This is a genomic window from Myxococcus sp. CA056, from assembly GCF_013336715.1.
Taxonomy (GTDB): Bacteria; Myxococcota; Myxococcia; order Myxococcales; family Myxococcaceae; genus Myxococcus; species Myxococcus llanfairpwllgwyngyllgogerychwyrndrobwllllantysiliogogogochensis.
Window position 1 is genome coordinate 116,059 of the sequence record NZ_JABUMT010000013.1, and the last position, 20,338, is coordinate 136,396.

The 20,338-nt window shown below is 68.2% G+C and carries 17 protein-coding genes; 8 read left to right on the plus strand and 9 right to left on the minus strand.

Annotated features, from left to right (window positions below):
- Positions 1-54 precede the first annotated feature (54 nt).
- Positions 55-642: a 2OG-Fe(II) oxygenase gene (locus HUA76_RS35300; RefSeq protein ID WP_141646446.1), complete on the minus strand. Its 588-nt coding sequence runs from the start codon at positions 640-642 to the stop codon at positions 55-57.
- Between the two features lie 269 nt (positions 643-911).
- On the opposite strand from HUA76_RS35300, the gene HUA76_RS35305 reads away from it, so the two are divergent.
- Together HUA76_RS35305 and HUA76_RS35310 are read left to right on the plus strand one after the other, a co-directional pair.
- A complete protein-coding gene (locus HUA76_RS35305; RefSeq protein ID WP_141646447.1) occupies positions 912-1,739 on the plus strand; it encodes a PPK2 family polyphosphate kinase in 828 nt (275 codons plus the stop codon).
- Between the two features lie 252 nt (positions 1,740-1,991).
- A complete protein-coding gene (locus tag HUA76_RS35310; protein ID WP_174463320.1) occupies positions 1,992-3,866 on the plus strand; it encodes an EGF domain-containing protein in 1,875 nt (624 codons plus the stop codon).
- A gap of 70 nt (positions 3,867-3,936) precedes the next feature.
- On the opposite strand, the gene HUA76_RS35315 is transcribed toward HUA76_RS35310, so the two are convergent.
- The 3 genes from HUA76_RS35315 to HUA76_RS35325 form a co-directional block, all read right to left on the minus strand.
- On the minus strand, positions 3,937-4,821 hold the full coding sequence (locus tag HUA76_RS35315; protein ID WP_217440642.1) for a hypothetical protein: 885 nt from the start codon (positions 4,819-4,821) through the stop codon (positions 3,937-3,939).
- A complete protein-coding gene (locus HUA76_RS35320; protein WP_254614702.1) occupies positions 4,818-6,881 on the minus strand; it encodes an ATP-binding protein in 2,064 nt (687 codons plus the stop codon). Before HUA76_RS35320 ends, HUA76_RS35315 begins: the two co-directional genes overlap by 4 nt.
- Before the next feature lie 263 nt (positions 6,882-7,144).
- Positions 7,145-7,336 carry a hypothetical protein gene (locus HUA76_RS35325; RefSeq protein ID WP_174463268.1) on the minus strand — a complete coding sequence of 64 codons (192 nt, stop codon included), beginning with the start codon at positions 7,334-7,336 and terminating at the stop codon, positions 7,145-7,147.
- Positions 7,337-7,431: 95 nt separating this feature from the next.
- On the opposite strand from HUA76_RS35325, the gene HUA76_RS35330 reads away from it, so the two are divergent.
- Together HUA76_RS35330 and HUA76_RS35335 are read left to right on the plus strand one after the other, a co-directional pair.
- A complete protein-coding gene (locus HUA76_RS35330; RefSeq protein ID WP_174463322.1) occupies positions 7,432-9,048 on the plus strand; it encodes an NADP-dependent glyceraldehyde-3-phosphate dehydrogenase in 1,617 nt (538 codons plus the stop codon).
- 109 nt (positions 9,049-9,157) lie between these two features.
- Positions 9,158-9,745: a hypothetical protein gene (locus HUA76_RS35335; RefSeq protein ID WP_174463323.1), complete on the plus strand. Its 588-nt coding sequence runs from the start codon at positions 9,158-9,160 to the stop codon at positions 9,743-9,745.
- Between the two features lie 46 nt (positions 9,746-9,791).
- Here the strand turns inward: HUA76_RS35335 and HUA76_RS35340 are convergent, their stop codons facing one another.
- Both HUA76_RS35340 and HUA76_RS35345 read right to left on the minus strand, forming a co-directional pair.
- On the minus strand, positions 9,792-10,865 hold the full coding sequence (locus HUA76_RS35340) for a type IV pilus twitching motility protein PilT (protein ID WP_141646455.1): 1,074 nt from the start codon (positions 10,863-10,865) through the stop codon (positions 9,792-9,794).
- Between the two features lie 117 nt (positions 10,866-10,982).
- On the minus strand, positions 10,983-11,897 hold the full coding sequence (locus HUA76_RS35345; protein WP_174463324.1) for a hypothetical protein: 915 nt from the start codon (positions 11,895-11,897) through the stop codon (positions 10,983-10,985).
- A gap of 306 nt (positions 11,898-12,203) precedes the next feature.
- Between HUA76_RS35345 and HUA76_RS35350 the strand changes: the two genes are divergently transcribed.
- The 3 genes from HUA76_RS35350 to HUA76_RS35360 all read left to right on the plus strand — a co-directional run bounded on the left by HUA76_RS35350 (position 12,204) and on the right by HUA76_RS35360 (position 16,430).
- On the plus strand, positions 12,204-13,607 hold the full coding sequence (locus tag HUA76_RS35350; RefSeq protein WP_174463325.1) for a hypothetical protein: 1,404 nt from the start codon (positions 12,204-12,206) through the stop codon (positions 13,605-13,607).
- A 129-nt stretch (positions 13,608-13,736) separates the two neighbouring features.
- Positions 13,737-14,723: a glutaminase A gene (gene glsA, locus HUA76_RS35355; RefSeq protein ID WP_174463326.1), complete on the plus strand. Its 987-nt coding sequence runs from the start codon at positions 13,737-13,739 to the stop codon at positions 14,721-14,723.
- Positions 14,724-14,897: 174 nt separating this feature from the next.
- A complete protein-coding gene (locus HUA76_RS35360; RefSeq protein WP_371823557.1) occupies positions 14,898-16,430 on the plus strand; it encodes a leucyl aminopeptidase in 1,533 nt (510 codons plus the stop codon).
- Between the two features lie 39 nt (positions 16,431-16,469).
- Here the strand turns inward: HUA76_RS35360 and HUA76_RS35365 are convergent, their stop codons facing one another.
- Together HUA76_RS35365 and HUA76_RS35370 are read right to left on the minus strand one after the other, a co-directional pair.
- Positions 16,470-17,150 (minus strand): lysoplasmalogenase, encoded by a 681-nt coding sequence (locus HUA76_RS35365; protein ID WP_174463327.1) that lies wholly within the window; start codon positions 17,148-17,150, stop codon positions 16,470-16,472.
- Between the two features lie 51 nt (positions 17,151-17,201).
- Positions 17,202-18,851, minus strand: a complete 1,650-nt coding sequence (locus HUA76_RS35370) for an alpha-amylase family protein (protein WP_174463328.1) — start codon at positions 18,849-18,851, stop codon at positions 17,202-17,204.
- Between the two features lie 133 nt (positions 18,852-18,984).
- Between HUA76_RS35370 and HUA76_RS35375 the strand changes: the two genes are divergently transcribed.
- Entirely contained in the window at positions 18,985-19,947 is a 963-nt protein-coding gene (locus HUA76_RS35375; RefSeq protein ID WP_174463329.1) for a TIGR03885 family FMN-dependent LLM class oxidoreductase, read from the plus strand.
- A gap of 61 nt (positions 19,948-20,008) precedes the next feature.
- On the opposite strand, the gene HUA76_RS35380 is transcribed toward HUA76_RS35375, so the two are convergent.
- Entirely contained in the window at positions 20,009-20,233 is a 225-nt protein-coding gene (locus HUA76_RS35380) for a hypothetical protein (RefSeq protein ID WP_174463330.1), read from the minus strand.
- Positions 20,234-20,338: the final 105 nt, after the last annotated feature.

Genomic DNA, 20,338 nt, shown 5'->3' on the forward strand with positions numbered 1-20,338 from the left:
CCGGAGCCCGTGGCACCTCGCGCGGAGGGCCAGGCACCGCGGGTCAGCGCCGGCTCACGAGCGGATGCGCCGGTACATCAGGTCCGTCCGCAGCGCGTACTTGCGGCCCGCGGTGACCTCCGCCCCTTCGTGAAGCAGGTGGTGGTTGAAGAGCAGCGCGGTGCCCGTACGCGGCGTCACGGAGCGGTCGAGCGAGAGGAAGTTCGTCGCGCCACCGTGGGTGCAGTCGTTCAGGTACACCATGAAGGTGAGCAGGCTTCGCTCGTCACGGTCGCGAACGAAGGCCCCGTCGAAGTGCGGGGCGAAGTACTGCCCCGCATCGTAGCGGTAGCACCGAAGCCGCTCGTTCGTGCCAGAGAGCTCCCACTGACGCTCCAGCCGGCGCGGGACGTGCGGCGAGATGCGCTGGAACAACAGGTCCGCCAGCTCGTAGTCGTCGAACATCACGCGGGTGTTGTTGCGGATGTCGGGACGCATCACGAAGCCCGAGGAGGTGGTGATGGGCGCCGCCGTCGGGCCCGCCTCCTCGATTCGCTCCACCAGCGCCCGGCACTCGTCGTCGGTGAGCAGGTCATCCACGGTGATGACCAGCGGGTTGCGAGCATCCAGCTCGCCATCGGGGTCGGGGAGCAGTGGCGTCATGGGCCCCCATAATTCAGCCCCCTCGAAATGTAAATCACCCCTCCCCCGGCACGGCCTCGGCGAAGACGCGGCTCGCGGAGGAGGCACGGAGCAGGCTCGCCGCGGCCCCTCCGAGGTGCGCGGCCCACTGTGCTCACATCTTCACGGAGTCTTCATGACGGAGGCATGAAGGGTTCAGCCCCAGCCCGTTCCGGGCGATACCAGGGGACGGCTGGGGCGACGACGCCAGCCCCCCACGCGAGTCCCCCGGGACGGATGGAAAGGAAGCCATGCAACTCATCACCAGCGCGAGACAGGGAGCCAGGGTGCGGTTGGAGAGCATCGACACGACTCCGCCGAAGAAGGCCCTCAAGGCCGATGCCAAGGCGGAGTTCGACGCGCTCGGCGAGGAGCTGTTCGACCTCCAGGACCTGCAATGGGGCGCGCGCCTGAACTCCGTGCTCATCGTCCTCCAGGGCCGCGACACGGCGGGCAAGGACGGCACCATCAAACACGTGGTGGGCAGCCTCAATCCCCGAGGCGTCAGCGTCGCCTCCTTCGCCGTCCCCAGCACCGAGGAGCGCGAGCACGACTTCCTCTGGCGCATCCACCGCCATACACCCCGCCAGGGCGAGTTCTCCATCTTCAACCGCTCCCACTACGAGGATGTGCTCGCCGTGCGCGTCCATGACCTGGCGCCCAAATCTCTCTGGACGAAGCGCTACGAGCACATCCGCGACTTCGAGGAGATGCTCTCCGAGAACGGCACCATCGTCCTGAAGTTCTTCCTCCACATCAGCAAGAAGGAACAGGAGCAGCGCCTGCTGGACCGCGAGAAGGAGCCGCGCAAGGCCTGGAAGATCAGCGCCGGGGACTGGGAGGACCGCCGGCACTGGGCGGACTACACCCAGGCCTACCAGGACGTGTTCGCGCGCACGTCGACCAAGAACGCCCCGTGGACCATCGTCCCCGCCGACTCCAAGTGGTACCGCAACCTCGTCGTCGCGCGCACCGTGGCCGCCGCCCTGCGGCCCTACCGCAAGCGCTGGCAGGACAGGCTGGATGAAGTGGGCGCGAAGAAGAAGGCGGAGCTCAAGGCCTGGCGCAAGAAGCCGTAGCGGAAGCTCGCCCGCAACGCACCCCGCAGCCCAGGCACCCGCGCGTGCCTTGCAGGTCCCCCTGATGTCGCGTTCGACGCACCGCCGCGATACTCAACGCGGCGCCTGTCGATTGGCACACGTGCTTCGCCAGACAAGCGCAAGGTCTCCAGGCGCGAACTGAACTCCATGCATTTCATGGATTCCGGCGGTTTCCCGAAGGGCTGACTGACCTCGGGAGCTGTCGGTCTGTTGAGTGGAATGGAGCAAAACATGGAGTTCAATCGAAGGGCCACGCTGTGGCACACGCTGAGCACGGTGTTGATGTTCACCGTTCTCGGCGCCTGTGGTGTCAATTCAGAGGGGGATGCCCCCGCCAACGACGAGTCCGCGAAGCAGGAGGAAGAGGACTCGACGGACAAGGTGTCCGAGTTCGCGATAGACCCTTACGCGGACGCGGTGGCACCGGGCGGTGTCGTCGCCGTCCTCAACCCGAACAACGCAATAGGCGCGCCGAATGGGACGGTGGCGAGCTTCCTCGCGGCCCTGGGCGGCTCGCTCAACCTGGACATGGGCGAAGGCGAGGAAGGCACTGGCCCGCTGCGCATCCACTACCGGGGCCTGACGGTGGCGGTGGTGGCGCAGGTGGAGTTCCTGCGCGCCGACATGACGGTCATCACCACCGGACAGGTGCGGCTCATCGAGCTGGGGCTCGGCACCTATACGGCGCTGGTCCCCTATACGAATGCCACGCCCTATCGCTTCGTGAAGCTGCGGGGCGGGCTGGCCGCCCTCTACCAGGTGGACGCGGTGGAGGCGACGGGACCGCTGTGCGGCGATGGCAGGGTGGTGACGGGCGAGGGCTGTGACGACGGCGCCCGCACGGGGGGCGACGGCTGTAGCGCCACCTGCCAGGTGGAGCCGGGGTACGCCTGTTCGGGCCAGCCCAGCGTCTGCACGGACGTCAATGAGTGCACCAACGGCACTTCTCAGTGCTCCACCAACGCCACCTGCACCAACACGCCGGGCAGCTACACCTGTACGTGCAAGGGTGGCTACACGGGCAACGGCAGGACGTGCAACGACATCAACGAGTGCACCAACGGCACCTCGCAGTGCTCCGCCAACGCCACCTGCACCAACACGCCAGGCAGCTACACCTGCGCGTGCAAGGGCGGGTACACGGGCAACGGCAGGACGTGTACGGACGTCAACGAGTGCACCAACGGCACCTCGCAGTGCTCCACCAACGCCACGTGCAGCAACACGCCGGGCAGCTATACCTGCGCGTGCAAGGGCGGGTACACGGGCGATGGCAGGACGTGCACGGACGTCAACGAGTGCACCAACGGCACCTCGCAGTGCTCCGTCAACGCCACCTGCTCCAACACGCAAGGCAGCTACACCTGCGCGTGCAAGGGCGGCTACACGGGCAACGGCAGGACGTGCAACGACATCAACGAGTGCACCAACGGCACCTCGCAGTGCTCCGCCAACGCCACCTGCAGCAACACGCAGGGCAGCTACAACTGCACGTGCAAGGCGGGTTACTCGGGCAACGGGCGCACGTGCAATGACATCAACGAGTGCACGCTCGGGACGCACACCTGCACCCCGGGCCAGCGGTGCGTGAATCAGACCGGCGGCTTTGACTGCGTGCCCGGCAGCTGCCCGGCGCCGCAGGTCAAATGCTCGGGGCGGTGCGTGGACGCAAACACGGACGAGGCGAACTGCGGCTGCTGCGGCAACACCTGCGCCAGCGGGAGGACCTGCACGTCCGGGGTCTGCGGAACCAGCGTGACGCCGTTCCAGCTCACCGCGACGTGGGAGCAGGCGCTGGACACCCAGCTCATCATCCGGACGCCCTCCGGCGAACTCGTCAGCTACGAGGCTGGCATCACCGGCGAGCAGGCCCGGGCGCCGGGCGGGGAGGAGGCCGCGCCTGCGCGAGGCATCTATGACGTCTGTCTGAAGACCACGAGCTTCGAGACGACGCATGGCGACGACAGCCCGCTGCCCTACACCCTCACGGTGAAGCGGCCGGGCCAGCCGAGCCGCATCCTGCGCGGCACCATCGTCGGTGCCGACGTGGAGGCCGCGTGCCATCCAGGCCACCCGTCCTTCGTCGAGTCCATCTCCTATCCTTGATGGCCTGAGCCGATGAGTCCCTGACGCGCGGGGAGCTGTCTTCCCCGCGCGCCACGGGCGCGGCGATGCGTCACTCGTAGCGCTTCCACGTGGTGCCGTCGAACGAGGCCACGTCGTCGCGGCCAATCGACCACAGCACGTCCTCCGCGGTCGCCAGCCCGTAGCACGTAGGCGTTCCCGCCTCGCCGAAGTCGACCTCGACGAGCCTGTCGCCCTCCAGCGTGTACAGCGCGGACAGGGTGGCGACGTAGAGCTTGCCGCGGAACCAGCACAGGTCCCACAAGTCACTCGTCACTTCCTCCGCCCAGGGGACCGCGGCGAAGGCGCTTCCGCGCCCCTTGAGCAGCACGCCCTGCTGCCCCGCCACATAGACGGTGCCATCCGGCGCGCAGCAGACAGCGCTGAGGATGACGCGCGTGGGGCTCTCGCAGGGCGACCAGCTCTTCCCGTCGTAGCGCCACACCTCTCCGCCCCAGCCCGCGGCATAGAGGTCGGTCTCCGAGGTGCCGTCGATGGCCGCGAAGCCCGCCTTCTCCGTGGCCTCCGCGGCAGGCGCGTTCATCGCCACCCACTTCGCCTCGCCGATGCGCTTGTAGACCTGTCGCTTCATCCCACAGGCGTAGACCCACCCCGCGATTTCGCGCGCGTTGCGAATCATCACCGGCGCGGGCTTCAGCGCCTCGTTCTTGCTCTTCCCACCGACGTAGGTGACGACCTCTCCATCCTCCCCCACCACGACCATCTTCTCGGAGGGCTGTCGCGCCACCGCGATGGCCGTCGAATTCCAGGTCGTGTCCACGCCGTCGGCCCAGTCCCCACCGTCGACGCTCACCACGCTGGTATGCGCGATCTCGTCCCTGAGCAGCGTCTTGCCCTTGCTGATGATGTAGACGAGGTCATGAAACCGTGCGGCGCCTCGGACGAGTTCTCGTGTCGCGATGATGGGGTTTTTCATGGGGTACCTGGCGGATGAATACCCCACCTCTCCGGGCGAAGCCCAGGTTCGACCGGGCGAGGCAGCCACACCCTGAAGCGGGTGCCCTCCTCGGCGGAGTCCACGTCGATGCGCCCATCGTGCCCCAGGACAATCTGCCGGGAGATGTAGAGCCCCAGGCCGATGCTGCCTTTATTCGTGCGTGCCTCGGGGCCTCGCCGGTACGGCTCGAAGAGGGTGGGCAACAGGTCCGGAGGAATGGGAGCGCCCGCGTTGTGGACCTCCAGGCACACGCCTTCCTCTTCCTGCCGGAGCACCACCCGCACGAGCGAGCCCGGCTCGCTGTGCTGGAGCGCGTTGCCCACCAGGTTGGTCACCACCTGCGCCAGCCGGTCCTCGTCCGCGTCCAGCCGCCCGTCTCCGTGCAGCTCCACGTGGACATGCCGCTGGGGATGCGCGAGCAACAGCTCATCCACGGCCTGCCGTGTCAGTCCATGCAGGTCCATGGGACGCGGCCGGATGGGAATGCGCTCGCCCACGCGCGCCTGGGTGAAGTCCAGCAGGTCGCGAATCATGCGCGTGGCCCGCTGCGTCGCATCGCGGATGCGTCCGATTCCCTTCACCCCTTCCTCGGACAGCCCGGCGCGCCGGAGCAGCGCGGTGGCCGTCAGGTGGATGGCGTTGAGGGGATTGCGCAGGTCGTGGCTCACGATGGCCACCACGTCCTCGCGGACCCGCACCGCCTCGCGCGCCTCCCGGTACAGCCGCGCGTTCTCGATGGCCACCGCCGCGCGGTCGGCCGCGCCTCGCGCCAATTCCACCAGCGCCTCCATCTCCGCGGGCGCATGCGGACGCGTCCACACCAGGTGGATGAGCCCCAGGGCGCGCCCGCGAGACACCAGCGGCACCAGCGCGGAGGACCGGGGCGACAGGGCCTCCAGCAGCGCGCGGTGCGCCGCGTTGGTGGACACGGACTCCAACCAGTCCGGCGTCACCTGGGGCACGGCGAGGGCCTCGGCTCGAGCCAGCGCCTGGCTCAGCGGCGTGTCCACGTCCACGCGGGGAGCGTAGGGCATGATGCGGCGGATGAGCTCCTGGCGCGAAGGCTCCCTCGCGGCGGCCTCCAGCCGGACGAGCTTCCCTTCCCCATCCAGCAGGTCCACCGTGCAGTAGTCGGACAGGTGCGCCACCACCAGGCCCGCGAGGCTCCGGAGGGTCGCCTCCAGCTCCAGCGAGGCTGACAGCACCCTCCCCGCCTCCAGCAGGAAGTCCCGGGCCGCGTTCGTGCGGCGGATGTCGGTGATGTCCGTGGAGATGCCGCAGACGAAGGGGCCGTCCGGTCGCGCCCCGCCGGGCAGCGGGAACTTCATGGCGAACCAGGTGCGCACGCCCTTCACGCCGGGGATGTACTCGTCCGCCATCAGGGGCGCGTGCGTGTCGCGCACCCGCGCGTCGTGCTCACGGTTGCTGTGCGCCACATCGAAGGGGAACAGGCCGTAGTCCGTCCTCCCGAGGATGCGCGAGCGCGGTATCCCCAGCGCCTCCTCGAAGCTCCGGTTGACGAGGACGAAGCGCCCCTGTGCGTCCTTCGCGAAGATGACGGGCGGGGCGTGGTCGATGATGGCCTGGAGCCAGGCACCGTCATCATGCATGTGGGAGTTCGCCGAGTGGCGACTCACCGCGTCCGCGGTCGCCTCCGCCAGCACCGCCTCCACGATTCGCAGCTCACGAAGGGACGCGCGCGCCCCGACCTCCTCGAGCAACTCCAGCAGGCAGTCGTGGAACAGGCCGTACTCTCGCGCCAGCAGGCCCACGTCCGCGTCCGGGCGTTCCTGCCAGCGCTCCGCCTGCCCGACGCGCAGGGCATGGAGCATGGCGGGAGACGGAGGAACGCGCGCTTCCCAGAGCGCCCGGGTGAGGGCTTCCAGGAGCACGGGGAGCATCTCCACCAGCCTGCTTTCGGCGAGGCCCCGGGGACCGCGCTCCCGCTCCACCCGGCGTACGTAGCGAGCCCTCAGCTCACTCTCCCAACCGGCCAGCAAGTCCCCCACCCGAGCGGCGGAGGCATCCCCCTCGTGCATCACGCGCGGCTCCTTCCTGAAACGACTGCGCGGCGCGTCCTCACGGACCCCCTCGCGCGCCCTCCCTCACGAACCCCATCGCCCCGTGTCCCTTCCAGGGGGAAGCGGGACTCGCTCCAGATCTACGCACGGGAGCCCCGGGGGCTCATGCGGTCAGCCGACCGTGAAGCCCCCAGGCCAGGCAATCCGCCAGCCCCCGGTCGCCTGCCCCCACCTTCCGGAGGTCGTCGCCTCGCTCGATTCCCCAAGGCACGCGCCCGTGCTCAGCCCTCGCTCCGGATGAAGTGCGCCACCCAGGCCTCCAGCCCCCGGAGCCGGCCGCCCATGAGGTACGGGCAGCACGACAGCCCGCTGCGCCGCTCCACGGTCCCCGCGTCGGAGAAGTGGGGCTTCAAACCACTGCTCTGCGACGTCCGGAGCTTCAACTCCTTCGGCGGCTCGTTCCACTGCGCCACACTGGATGTCCGGCGGCGAGGGGGGCCTCCAGACCTCCTTCTAGGGACGCTGGAAGGCGTGCCAGTCCGCGAGGGGTCCGTTAAAAAGGGCCCCCATGACGGCACTGGCTGACCTCTTTCCGACCGACGAGCAGATTCCCCCGGGTGTGCGGCTCCCCGCCTATCTCGAGCAGCGCGAGTATCTGGTTGGCGGCGAGCTTCGGACGTGGGCGGGAGACCTCAGCCCCGTGCGCAGCCCCGTCTACGTGAAGACGCCCGAGGGACTGAAGCAGAAGGTGATGGGCGCCACGCCGCTGCTCACCTCTCGCGAGTCGCTGGAGGCGCTCGCGGCGGCCGTGAAGGCGTATGACCTGGGCCGGGGGGTCTGGCCGACGATGAAGGTCGCCGAGCGCATCGAAGCCGTCGAGCGCTTCGTGGTGGCGATGCGTGCCCAGCGCACGGCGGTGGTGAATCTCCTGATGTGGGAGATTGGCAAGACGCAGCCGGACTCCGAGAAGGAGTTCGACCGCACCATCGACCTCATCGTGGAGACCATCCGCGCGCTGAAGGAGCTGGACCGCACCTCGTCCCGCTTCGTGCAGGAGCAGGGAATCATGGCGCAGATTCGCCGGGCCCCCATGGGCGTGGCGCTGTGCATGGGGCCCTACAACTACCCGCTCAACGAGACGTTCAGCACGCTCTTCCCCGCCCTGCTGATGGGCAACACGGTGGTGTTCAAGCCGGCGAAGTTCGGCGTGCTGCTCATCCGCCCCTTGCTGGAGTCGTTCCGCGACTGCTTCCCGCCGGGCGTCATCAACATCATCTACGGCAAGGGCCGCGAGACGGTGGGCGCGCTGATGGAGAGTGGCCAGGTGGACCTCTTCGCCTTCATCGGCACCAACCGGGGCGCCAGCGAGCTGAAGAAGATGCACCCCCGGCCCCACCGTCTGAAGTCCGTGCTGGGGCTGGACGCGAAGAACCCGGCCATCATCCTGGAGGACGCGAACCTGGATGAGGCGGTGAAGGAGTGCATCACCGGGACGTTGTCCTTCAACGGCCAGCGGTGCACGGCGCTCAAGCTGCTCGTGGTGCACCGGAGCATCGTCGATACCTTCTTGAAGAAGTTCACCGCCGCGGTGGACCAGCTCAAGCCCGGCATGCCGTGGGAGCCGGGCGTCTCCGTCACGCCCCTGCCCGAGCCGGGCAAGGCGGACTACCTCCAGGGCCTCGTGGACGACGCGGTTTCCAAGGGTGCGCGCGTGGTGAACGCGACGGGAGGCCAGGCGGCCCATTCCTTCTACGCGCCGACGGTGGTGTACCCGGTGACGCAGGACATGCGGCTGGCGAGCGAGGAGCAGTTCGGCCCCGTCGTCCCGGTGATGGTGTTCGACGAGGACGAGGAGGTGGTGCGGCTGGTGGTGAACTCCCAGTTCGGCCAGCAGCTGAGCCTGTTCGGAAAGGACTCGGCGCGCATCGGCCGCTTCATCGACGCGTTCTCCAACCAGGTCGGCCGCATCAACCTCAACTGCCAGTGCCAGCGAGGCCCGGACACTTTCCCTTTCAACGGGAGGAAGGACTCCGCCGAGGGCACGCTGTCCGTCGCGGATGCGTTGCGCGTGTTCTCCATCCGCACGCTCGTCGCCACGAAGACGACGCCCGCCAACACCACGCTCGTCCAGTCCATCCTGACCCGGCGGGAGTCGGACTTCCTCACCACGGACTTCCTCTTCTAACGAGCCACCCACGGCGAGAAGGGCCCGTCGATTTTCCGCAACAGCGGGCTCCGGCCTGTCTCCTCCTGTCGGGGGTTGGTTCCCCACCGACTTGATGCAGGAGGACCCGATGAAGAAGATGCTGCGTGCCCTGTCACTGTCCCTCTCGCTGTCCCTCCTCGCCACGGCATGTGGCGACTCCCATGAAAAGGAAGAGGAGGGGGGCGCGCTCCAGTGCCATGCCGTGAGCTGGTGCTCGAACATGAGCGTGGACGACACCGAGGTGACGAACGCACCTGCGCTCACCGGAGGAACCCTTCCGGACGGCCTCTATCGCCTCGAGCAGGGCCTCGGTGCTCGGTCCACCGAAGCCATGCTCATCAAGGGAAGCTCCTTCATCCACATGGAGCAGGTCTGGGACAACACGCTGGGGACCTGGAAGGTGGCGGACGGAAAGCTGGTGATGACGAGGGCCACCTCCTGCGACACCTCTGGCGAGAGCTCGCTGGAGTCCAACCAGGACGTCTTCACCTTCGCGGTCCGTGGGGATGAGCTCTTCACCCGGTATGACGATGTCGACCAGTCCATCAGGCGCTGGAAGCGCGTGAGCGACCTGTGCGAGGCGTCCAACTCGTTCAAGTGCCGTGGGAGTCGTCCATGCGCCTGTATCAGCGCGACGAACGAGTCCCTGACCGGCAACCAGAACTGCACCCTCTGACCCTCTCGAGCGGAAACGGACGGCTCGGACGGGCCGTGCCCAGGGCTCAATCGAACTCGAGCGCGCGCTGGAAGTCAGCCGGGTTGGAGGCAGCGCCCTGGGCGGTCTCCAGGGTGATGAGCCCCTCGCGGTAGAGCTGTGTCAGGTGCTGGTCGAAGGACTGCATGCCGAACATGTCGCGGCCCTTCTCGATGACGTCCTTCAGCTCGTTGGCGCGGTCGTCCCGGATGTACTGCTCCACCGTCTTCGTCTGCACCATGATTTCCAGCGCCACCGTGCGCCCCTTGCCGCTGGCCCGGGGCAGGAGCCGCTGGGACACCGTCGCCTTCAGACAGTCCGCCAGTCGCATGCGCACCATCGTCTGCTCCTCGGCGGGGAACACGGACACCAATCGGTTGATGGTGCGCGAGGCATCCGTCGTGTGCACCGTGGAGAGCACCAGGTGGCCCGTCTCCGCCGCCTTGAGCGCGATGTCGATGGTCTCCGTGTCGCGCATCTCTCCCACCAGGATGACATCCGGGTCCTGGCGCAGCGCCCCTCTCAGCGCCACCGCGAAGCTCGTCGTGTCCGAGCCAATCTCGCGCTGGGAGATGGACGACTTGATGTTCTTGTAGATGAACTCGATGGGGTCCTCGATGGTGAGGACGTGCAGGTTCTCCGTGCGATTGATGTGGTCAATCATCGACGCCAACGTGGAACTCTTCCCGGAGCCCGTCGCGCCCGTCACCAACACCAACCCTCGCTCGTTGCTCGCAATCGTCTTGAGCACCTGCGGCAGGCCCAGCCCGTCGATGGTAGGGATTTCATCCGGGATGATGCGCAGGATGCACGCCAGCGAGCCCCGCTGACGGTAGATGTTCACCCGGAAGCGCGCGACCCCCGGCAGGCTGTAGGACGCGTCGCACTCCTGAAGCGTGTCCAACTGCTTCTTGATGGAGGGGTCCGTGATGACGTGGAACGCCACCTGCTTGGTGTGGTCCGCCTGGAGCTTGTCCATCTTCAGGGGGCGCAATGCGCCGTTCACCCGGTAGATGGGCGGGTCACCCGGGCGGAAGTGGATGTCCGATGCGCCATTCTGCACACCCACCGAGAGCAGCTTGTTCAGCGTTGCCAGGTCCAGGAGACAGCCTCACTTCAACGAGGAGAACCCGGGATTCTAGGGCAACGCCTCTCACCTGCCCACGGAGTGGGTAATGACCTCGCAGCCCCTGGGTTGAGAGAACCCCGGCCCCACGTGTCACTCGGCCGCGAGGACCTCGGCGGGAATGGGCGCGAGCGGCACCATGGCGAACCGCTGCGCGGTGTTGCCTGTCATCAGCCCCTTGGAGAGCGTGGACATCTGACCGGCGATGCGCCTCCAGCGGCCTTCCTCGACGAGGAACTCGCCTCGCGCCACGTAGGACATCTCCATCATCCCAGGCATCGACTTCGACGGGTCGGAGTGCTCGAACTTGCCGTCGTGCCGCTCCGCGAGCGTGAAGTCGATGACGGCCACCGTGCGCCCCTCCGCCTCGCGCTCCAGCGCCACCAGCTCCACGCGGTTGAGGACTTCATGCTCGCCCTGCCACCGGCCGCCCATCTTCAGGAGGTCCGCGCTGTGGGTCCACACCTCCCCCACGGAGACCGGCTTCGTCGGCAGCTCCACCATGAACGCCAGCAGGTTGCGCTGCTCTCGCTTGAGGTCGCTGGTCACCAACCCCGAGGGCGTCAGGCTCCCACGCAACTGCACCGTGCCCTCCATGGACTTCATCGCCTTGGCCATCGCCTGGTCCTGCTTCGACGGGCGCCTGGCCTTGGGCATGTCCATCCGCGTCACCACCACCTTGGCGGCCACGTCACCCGAGGGCTTCGGCGTGAGCACCAGCACCATCTCGGCCTGCGTGGGCTGCTGAATCGTGAAGAGCTGCCGACGCTTGCCCACTGAGACGCCCTGCGACTTGAGGCTGGAGAGGTCCACGCGCATCCGGCCGCCCTGGGGGTCCGTGTCCTCCGTCGTGTACGCGTAGCCCAACGACTCCTGCGGCACCTTCCACCGGAGCGTCACCGGAGCGGAGCTCGCCGCCCCCGTCGCGGCGGGAGGCGCCGCGCCCAGCAGGAGGGCGGACGACAACGAGAGCAGCAGCACGACGGGAAGCGCGGGGCGGCGAGGCATGGCGACATCATCAAGCGCCCACCCCGCCGCGCGAAAGCCCCACCGCGTTGAACCCACACACCCGCGCGGTGTCTTGAATCGAGCACCCCTCCCCTCCCCCTGGCTGGCGCGGGGTGCCTCCCACGGGCACCCTGGCGCGCCTGGCTGCGTGATGCACCAACGCACCAGCGTCCGCACACGACGCGGGTGGATGCGGGCCCCGTGGGGCTCGTTCCTCTTTCCGGGAGGTTGCAGCCACTCCTGGACAGGGGCCCTCGCCTTGCACGGGCAGCGTCGCAGTCGTCCCCTCTTACCCCTGGGTCGTCCATGAGCGTCTCTCACACTCTCCTGCGTCAGCTGACGGTGGGCGGTGTCCTCGCCGGAGCCGTCATCGTCGCCTGTGCCACCACGTCGCCCTCATCCTCTCCGGTGGGCTCGACGGACACTCCGTCCGCCCAGGCACTCCCGCCGGGGTGCAACCCGGACCCCACCTGTCCCGGCTCCACGTGCGCCACGGCCATCACCCCCGCGCAGTCGGTGGTGCCAGTGGACGCGTGCCCTCGCTTCGGCGAGTTCCAGTCCGACGTGGACGTCTACTCGTGGAACACCTTCATCGCGCTCAACTGGCCGGCGACGACGTCCGCGTGCGCGCCCAACACCCAGGTCAGCATCCTCACGGGACAGGGGCCGACCGTCTGGGAGACCTACCCGGAGGACACCGACATCTTCGTGCCACCCGGGAGCAAGCCCGGCGCCTGGTGCACGTTCAACACGCCGGCGGCCCTGGAGACGAAGCTGCGGCGGCTGACGAAGCTGACCGAGGCCGGCCGACTCGAGGCCGTCAACTCGAACGTGGACAAGCTGCTCGTGAGTGACTCCAAGGCGTCCGCCATCGTCATCGAGAGGTTCCCCGACATCAAGCAGGCCGTCGGCGGACCCCTGACGGACCAGAACGGCCGGTTCGTGCGCTACGAAAAGCGACTGAACCAGGACGAGTACAACTACCTCATCACCAACAACCTCTGGAACGCGGCGGGTCAGACGAGCGCCACCATCTCCTTCCCCACCGGTCCCACCCAGAACCCCGGGCCCTGCAATGGCAAACCCTGCGGTCCGGTGGGCGCCATGGAGGTCAAGGCGGCGTGGAAGGTGTTGTCCGCGCAGGAGGTCGCCGGAAAGCGCTTCTACATGCGCAAGGCGTGGGTCCTCAACGACGAGTCGGGCGCCCCGAGTCCCGGAGCCAACCCCGTCACCGTGGGACTGGTGGGACTGCACATCATCCACAAGACGGCCAGCCAGGCGAAGTGGTTCTGGTCCACCTTCGAGCAGGTGGACAACACGACGTCGTCCTTCTTCAACCCGCACTGCACGACGAACTGCCAGCCCAACCAGCAGACGGCGACCCAGCCGTACACGGAGCTCGCTCCGGACGGCGGGCCGCTCAACGCGCCGGTGCAGGTGACTCGCACCACGCCCATCCAGGCCGACCCCAGCCTGAATGCGTATTACCGGGGGCTGCTCAAGGGTTCCGTCTGGGCCAACTACCAGCTCATCAGCACCCAGTGGGCCACGGGTGGAGCGCCCCAGGGAACGCCGCCAGTGCTCGCCAACACGACGATGGAGACCTTCATCCAGCCGACCGCGTCCTGCATGGGCTGCCACTCCAACGCCCCCAAGGCGAGCGGCAGTGGGACGGCGGACTTCAGCTTCCTGATGCTCGAGGCGCAGTAGGCCTGCCCGCGGCATTGACAACCACCCCTCGCGACCGAACCCTTCCAGCGAAGCCAACGCCAGGGGACCGATGACCGACGAGGCGAGCAACGCCTCGCCTCTCCACTCCGAGCAGGAGGGCCGCCACGCATGGATACGGCAGACGAGGCGGCCTTCATCTCCACCGGACACCTCCCCGCTTCGGAGCGGGTCGGGGAGCTGGTCATCGAGGCGCACCGACGTCATCGAGAGAACACGGAGGGAGCGTGCTCCCAGGTCTACCCCGCGCTGGCGAGGGTGGACCCCCGCCTCTTCGGCGTGTGCGTCGCCGGCATCAACGGCAGCAGCCACGGAGCGGGCGACGTGGACCACCCGTTCACCCTCATGAGCGTGTCCAAGCCGTTCGTCTTCGCCCTCGTCTGCCAGGCGCTGGGCCCGGAGGTGGCGCGGCGCAAGCTGGGGGTCAATGCCACCGGCCTGCCGTTCAACTCGGCCGTGGCGATAGACCAGAGCCCGGACGGGCGCACCAACCCCATGGTGAACTCAGGAGCGCTCGCGACGACGAGCCTGGTGCCGGGCACCAGCCCCGAGGCCCGGTGGCGGTTCATCCACGAGGGGTTGTCACGCTTCGCCGGCAGGCCCCTCGTGCTCGACGAGGAGGTGTATGTCTCCGCGACGAAGACACACCACCGCAACCAGGGGCTCGCCTGGCTGCTGCATGGCCTGGGCCGCCTGGAGACAGAGCCCTCCCTCACGACGGAGCTCTACACGCGTCAGTGCTCGCTCGCGGTGACCGCCAGGGACCTCGCGGTGATGGGGGCCACGCTGGCGGACGGAGGCGTCAACCCGGTGACCCGGACCCGGGTGGTCGACGCGGAGGTCTGCCACCACGCGCTCGCGGTGATGGCCACGGCGGGGATGTATGAGACCTCGGGAGATTGGCTCTATGACGTGGGCACTCCCGGCAAGAGTGGCATTGGCGGCGGAATCGTCACCGTCGCGCCGGGCAAGGGTGGGTTGGGCACGTTCGCCCCACGGCTCGACGCCGCGGGCAACAGCGTCCAGGGGCAGCTCGCCGCGCGCTTCCTGTCGCAGCGGCTCGGGTTGAGCCTGTTCAGGTCGAGCCCCGACGCCTGAGGCCGGCCGCTCCCTGGCGGCCAGTCGACGAGGGGCTCGTCTTCGGCAGCGGGCATGACCGCGCCGGATATCGCGTGACTACATTTTCGCGAGTTCGACAGTCAGCGCCGCGCTGGCACAGCGCCCGAGGACAGAGCCATGACGATGACGTTTCCAACGTACCATGCGGAAGCAGTGTCTGACTTCCATCCCGCGCCTTCCGTGGATGAGCTCGAGGCCACCACGCTCCAGGTCTCACGGGCCCTGCCCAAAGAGGCGGGCGTCCTGGGCATCCCTGTCGGAGTCGATGGGGAGGTCCCCCGTGAGCTGGGGCTCAGCCGGGCCCAGCTCAAGGCGGCTGGATTTACGGGCAAGGTCGGCCAGTCCCTCGTCATTCCACGCGCGGAGGGTTCGGCGCTCGTCGTCGTCGGCATCGGAGAAAAGGCAGACAGTGACCTCGCGTCCCTGCGCGATGCCGCGGCGGCCTTCGCACGGGCAGCGGGCCACTACGTCCACCTCGGCTTCACGCTGCCGGACCTCGGCGGTATCGCGCCCGACGTCGCCGCTCAGGCGGTCGTCGAGGGAGTCCTCCTGGCGCGCTATCGCTATCGCCCGCTCAAGCGCACGTCCCAGCAGGAGCCGCCCCTGGAGGCCCTCACCCTCCTGTCGTCGTCGCTACCCCTCGAAGAGGTGAAGCGCGGCGTCGAGCGTGGCCGAATCACGGCCCGGGCCACCGAGCTGGCCCGCGACCTGGCCAACGCGCCGGCCACGCTCCTCACCGCGCGCCGCGTGGAGGAGATTGCCCGCGTGGTGGCGGCCGCGTCGGGGCTGGACATCGAGGTCTTCGACGAGAAGGCCCTCGCGAAGATGGGCTGCGGCGGCATGCTCGGGGTGAATGCCGGGAGCGCGGAGCCTCCGCGCCTCATCAAGCTCTCGTATCGGCCGAAAGACGAGCGAGGCAAGGCCCTCGAGCCCCTCGGCCGCGTGTCGTTGATTGGCAAGGGCATCATGTATGACTCGGGCGGACTCGGCCTGAAGCCCAACGACCTGGTCCACGCCGCGATGAAGACAGACATGTCCGGCGCGGCGGCCATCCTCGCCGCCATGTCCACCTTGTCCGCGCTCGGCGTCAAGGCCTCCGTTACCGGGTATCTCATGTGCACGGACAACATGCCGGGAGGCAAGGCGATGCGGCTCGGCGACGTCCTGACGGCCCGGGGCGGGAAGACCATCGAGGTCCTGAACACCGACGCCGAGGGCCGGCTGGTGATGATGGACGGCCTTGTCCTCGCGACGGAGGAGAAGCCAGCCCCCGACGCCATCCTCGACATCGCCACGCTCACCGGAGCCTGTGAGCGGGCCCTGGGCAACGACAACGCCGGGGTCATGGGCAACCATCAAGGCATCGTCGACCAGGTGCGCGCGGCGGCCGAGAAGTCCGACGAGACGGTGTGGCAGTTCCCGCTCGACAAGCGCCTGCGGGGCGAGCTCGATTCAGAGGTCGCGGACCTCAAGAACATCGGCGGGGTGAACGCGGGTCAAATCACCGCGGGCCTGTTCCTGGAGGAGTTCGTCGACGGCATTCCCTGGGCGCACATCGACATGGCGGGGACGTCGCGAATCGACAGCGACAAGGCGTGGCGCTCCAAGGGGGCCACGGGCTACGGCGCGCGGCTGCTCATCGAGTTCCTACGCTCGTTCAGCGCGCCCAAGGAAACCCGCCACTGACAGGTGCGGCAAGGGGCGCCCGCCACCGCGCGGGCCCCCTCAAGCCAGGGAGTGCCCGACGCTCGCGGGGTGGGCGCGCGGCCCGCGAGCGGAGACCGCGATGCTGAGCTGCGCGGCCCAGTACAGCAACATGATGGCGTAACCAGCGCCGGGCACGGGCTGCACGAAGAGCCTGATGGCGAGCAGGCCGTCACTGACGGCGAACAACAGCGCGCCGGCGAACGCGGCCTGCTGCTCCAGGCGTGACAGGCCGGGCGTGCCCAGCATCGCCGCCGCGCGCCAGGTCATCGTGCAGATGACGGCGACATAGACTGTCACGGGGAGCGCCATGTCCCCCAGGCCGGGCCACAGGAACACGCTGGCGCTCACGGCCAGGAGCAGGAAGGGCAGCGCCCTCGCCCACTGGAGCCCGCGCGTCACGGTGAGGTACGCGGCGGTGTAGCTCACGTGGGCCAACAGGAAGGCGCCCAGGCCGGGCAGGAAGAACTCCGGCCCCAGGTCCAGCAACACGTCGCCGAGCAGCGACAGCCCCAGGCCCGCGAAGACCCAGCGGGCATAACGCTCCCGAGGGGGCCACTGCCACAGGAGCAGGCAGAGCATGGGCACCGCCTTCGTCATCAGCCGGACCTCGGGGCGCCCCGTGTCCATCGCGAGGAGGAAGCCCACCGCGCCCACGACTCCGACTCCCGCGAGAATCCTCGACCCACCACCCGTCAGCATGGGTGGCAGCCTAGCGCGGCGCCGTCCCAGGCAGGTACGCGCCGCGAGCGCTCAAGCCGTGGCGGCGGGCATGGCGCGGGGCTCCATCCGGAACCACCGGTAGCCGTACCCCTCCAGCGTCACCCGATGCCGCCCTGCCTTGCCCGGCGCGGAGTGCGCCTCCGACAGGAGATGCACCAGCCGCGCCGGAGGCCCACCGGGCGAGAAGCCCACCTCGCACGCCTTGCCGGACAGGTTGTGCAGCATCACCAGCGTCTCGCCCTTCCAGTCGTAGCGCAGCGCGAGGACGTGCGGAGGCTTCACACGCAGGAGCTTCCACGCGCCCCAGCCCAGCTCCGGGCACTCCTTGCGCATGCGCACCATGCGCTCCATCCAGTTGAGCAGCGAGGACGGGTCCCTGCGCTGTTGCTCGACATTCACCTGGGGAAAACCAAAGGGCGCCCTGGCCACTACCGGGCGGAAGGGCTCCGGCGCCCGGGTGAAGCCCCCATGGGGCTCGTTGGACCACTGCATGGGCGTTCGCACACTCTGCCGCTCGTGCAGGGACAGGTCCTCGCCCATGCCCAGCTCGTCCCCGTACCAGAGCACCGGAGTGCCCGGCAGCGAGAGCATCAGGCTGAACGACAACTCCAGCCGGCGACGGTCCGCCGCGAGCATGGGGGCAAGCCGCCTGCGCAGTCCCCGCCCATACAGCTGCATCCTCGGCTCCGGGCCCAGCTCCGCGAAGACGCGCTTGCGCGCCGCCGCTGGCAGTCGCCCCAGGTCCAGTTCGTCATGGTTGCGCAGGAAGTTCGCCCACTGCGCCAGGTGAGGCAACCGGGGCGCTGAGCGCAGCGCCTCCACCAGCGGCGTCGCGTCCTCCGTCACCAGTGAGAGGAAGAAGTTCTGGTTGGCGGCGAAGTTGAAGACCATCTGCATCCGGTCCCCCTCCTTGCCGTAGAAGTTCATCACCTCCTCCATGGTGACGTTGGCTTCGGCCAGAAGAATGGCATCCCCGCTGCGCCACGAGAGGAACTCCCGCATCCGGCTGAGCAGCGCGTACGGGTCCTTGTTGCCGTCGTCCTTCGTCCCCTTGAGCTCCACGAGGAAGGGAACCGCGTCCACCCGGAAGCCGGACACGCCCAGCTCCAGCCAGAAGCCCATCACCTTGAGCAGCTCCTCGCGCACGGCGGGGTTGGCGACGTTGAGCTCCGGCTGGAAGGGAAAGAAGCGGTGGAAGTACCAGCGCTTCACCGCGGGGACATGCGTCCAGGTGGTGCTCTGCGAGCCGGGGAAGACCATTCCCTCGTGCGCGTCGCGGGGCTTCTTGTCGGACCACACGTAGAAGTCATGGAAGCGGCTGTCGCGGCCCTTGCACGCGTCCAGGAACCACGGGTGCCTGTCGCTGGTGTGGTTGACGACCAGGTCGATGATGACGCGCATCCCGCGCTGCTTCGCCTGATGCGTGAACTCCACGAAATCACCCGGCGTGCCCAGCCGGGGGTCCACTCCATAATGGTCGGTGATGTCGTAGCCGTTGTCGCGGTTGGGCGTCGGGTGGAAGGGCATCAACCACAGACACGTGACACCCAGGCCGGCCAGATAGTCCAGGCGACGCTGCAGGCCGATGAAGTCGCCCACGCCGTCGCCATTTCCGTCCATGAACGTCTCGACGTCCAGGCAGTAGATGACCGCGTTCTTGTACCAGAGGTCCTGAATCATCCGTCTCCCTGGATGCAGGGTGGGGATGCCGAGGCAGAGGCGCCGCCACGACGTGACACATGCGTGCGACAGCGCACACTTGGTCATCAGGTGGACTCGCGAAACCAAGAAGGCGACACCAACGTGCGCGCGCATGCTCACGCTCGGCTACCACGCCTCCCACGAGCAGATTCCTCCCAGCGAACTGCTTCGACTGGTACAGCGCGCGAACGCGGCGGGCTTCACGGCGGCGCTCAACTCCGACCACTTCCACCCATGGAGCGAGGCACAAGGACACAGCGGCTTCGCCTGGAGCTGGATGGGCGCGGCCCTGGCCACCACGAAGCTGACGAGCCTGGGCGTGGTGAACGCACCGGGACAGCGCTACCACCCCGCCATCATCGCGCAGGCACTGGGGACGCTCGCGGAGATGTTCCCAGGACGCGCCTGGGCGGCGCTGGGCAGCGGGCAGCTCGTCAACGAAGGCGTGACGGGGGAGCCCTGGCCGCCGAAGGATGTGCGCAACGCCCGGCTGCGCGAGTGCGTGGACGTGATGCGCGCCCTCTTCCAGGGAGAGACGGTGACGCACCGAGGACTCGTCCGGGTGGAGGAGGCGAAGCTCTACTCACGCCCGGCCCAGGCGCCCCTGCTGGTGGGCGCGGCCATCACTCCCCAGACGGCGGAGTGGGTGGGGAGCTGGGCGGATGGCCTCATCACCGTGAGCAAGCCTCCCGAGCAGCTGCGGAAGATGGTGGAGGCCTTTCATCGCGGAGGCGGCGAGGGCAAGCCCATGTTCCTCAAGGTGCAGCTTTCGTGGGCCGAGGACGAGCAGGCCGCGCTCCAGGGTGCCATGGAGCAGTGGGCTCCGAACATCTTCGCCAGCTCCGTGCTCTCGGACCTGCGCCGCCCCTCCCAGTTCGAGGGGCTGGCGCGCACGGTGCAGCCCAGGGATTTGGAGGGCCACGTGCGAGTGGCCTCCAGCCTCCAGCGCCACGTGGACTGGCTCTCCCAGGACGTGGCGCTCGGGTTCAGTCACCTCTACCTGCACAACGTCAATCGCTGGCAGGAGCCGTTCATCGACGCCTTCGCCGCGCGGGTGCTGCCAGCGCTACGCTGAGCCCCTCACGTCAGGCGCATGCCGCCCCGGCACGGGCTTTGACCCGTGCCGGGGCGAGCCGTCACAGGACCTTGGCGAAGGTGATGGTGCCCGCGCCACTGGTGAATGTCACGCCTTGCGCGGTGAGACAGTTGTCGAGGTCCGTCGTGAGGAGGGCCACGGTGATGACAATGGTCGCGCCGTTGAACTTCCCACTGCTCAGCGTCCCCGTATAGACGACGACCGCCCCCCCCGGGGCGTACGTCGATGGTGGCGGTGACGGACGCGTTGCTCGTGGAGTTGTCATTCCAGTTGATGACCGCATCGAAGGTTGAATCTCCCGTCACACAGCTCAAGGTGCCGCCGCCAGTGGCGGTGAAGGTACCGGAGGGCAAGGTCAGCGGCACACCGA